This is a genomic window from Herbaspirillum sp. B65 (genome assembly GCF_000333555.1).
GTDB classification, from domain to species: domain Bacteria; phylum Pseudomonadota; class Gammaproteobacteria; order Burkholderiales; family Burkholderiaceae_D; genus Herbaspirillum; species Herbaspirillum rubrisubalbicans.
The window spans coordinates 1-1275 of the sequence record NZ_BADI01000440.1 but is presented as its reverse complement, the minus strand read 5'-3'; the positions used below and the strand labels follow the sequence as shown (position 1 = coordinate 1275).

1 protein-coding gene and 1 pseudogene are annotated in these 1275 nt (G+C 62.1%); both read right to left on the bottom strand.

Annotation, left to right across the window (positions count from 1 at the left end):
- A partial coding sequence (locus tag I5W_RS10545) for a hypothetical protein (protein WP_044529184.1) occupies nt 1-312 on the bottom strand: 312 nt, incomplete at its 3' end.
- 120 nt (nt 313-432) lie between these two features.
- Nucleotides 433-1275: pseudogene (locus I5W_RS10540) on the bottom strand (centriolin protein); the annotation flags it as partial.

Genomic DNA, 1275 nt, shown 5'->3' with positions numbered 1-1275 from the left:
GGATTTTTCCAGGGTAGCTTCCTCTTCGTCGTCCTCGCCGCGACGCACCGACATGGCAGCTTCAGCGCTGGCCAGGGCGCGCTCGGCAGCGCCCTCTTCCGGCACGATGGCCATGTCGTACAAAGGCTGGTCTTCTGCCGGCAACTGTTGTTGCTGGTCGTGCTGCTGGGCAGCCTTGGCGGATTTGGCGGACTTGCCGGCCACTGCATTGGTGCTGCGCCGGGTCGGCGGCATGATCAATGGTACCGGGGCAGTGCCCAATTGCTTGTTGCTGATCGGGTTGATTCCAGCCTTGTTTTGATCATTAGACATACGAAGGGTGCTTTCTCTGGTCTAGGGTCTAGGGAGTGAGTAATGAAAAAATAGGTGACGGCACAGGCGCGCCAGACAGGCAAGGGCCAACATCAAGTTGGCCCTGGCTGCTACTGCGGCTTAGGTGCTGGCACCGGGATCGCCCTCCAACCTGGGCGATTGTTGCAGCGGGTCTTGCACGTGCTTCTCGGCAAAGGCCTGCAGATCCGGTATGGCCCATTGCGACTGGGCTTGTCCCTTGGCGACAATACTGATATCGAGCTTGTCGATGCGGGCGATGATTTCGATCAACTGCGGTTGCAACTGCTGGCCTTGCTGCAGCAACTGGGCACCGACCGTTTCGACAGCGACCTGGGTGCCGCTGGCAGCGCTCTGGATATTGCTCAGCGCCAAGCCATGTTCGCGTTGTTCGCGCAGGCTGGCGTCGATCAGTTCGGCGACCTGGCGCATGTCCTGGCCCAGGCCGTTCCTGATGCTGTCCGCGTGTTCGCGCATGGCCTGGCGCGACAGTTCGGCATCCTGTGCTGTGGCGGCCAGCAGTTCACCGAGCTTGCGGGAGGCATTCTTCTGGTCTTCGCTGAGTTCGGTCTGGCCTACGGCGATGCCGGCCAGATGGACTTCCATCGCGCGCACGCTGGTGAGCAGGCCGTGGTGCGCCTGTTGGGTTTCTTCGAACTTGTGCACCAGTGAACCGAGACGCTGCTCCATGGTGGCGGCGATATGTTCCAGATTGGGACGATCCATGGCCTGGGCTGCGGTCCGCTTTTCCAGGCTCTCCAGCCACTTGGTCAGTGGTTCGCTGACCTGGCGCATCCGTGAGGAAGCCCAGCAGATGGCGTCGGTCTGCTGGTGCATTTCGCTGCGGATGGCGCGCATTTCCTGCAATTGCGCCAGGCCCGGCGGCGGGGTCGCCGGCCAGCTGAAGCGCTTGTCGTTCGCCATCCTGGGCTTGTGCCGGGGTGC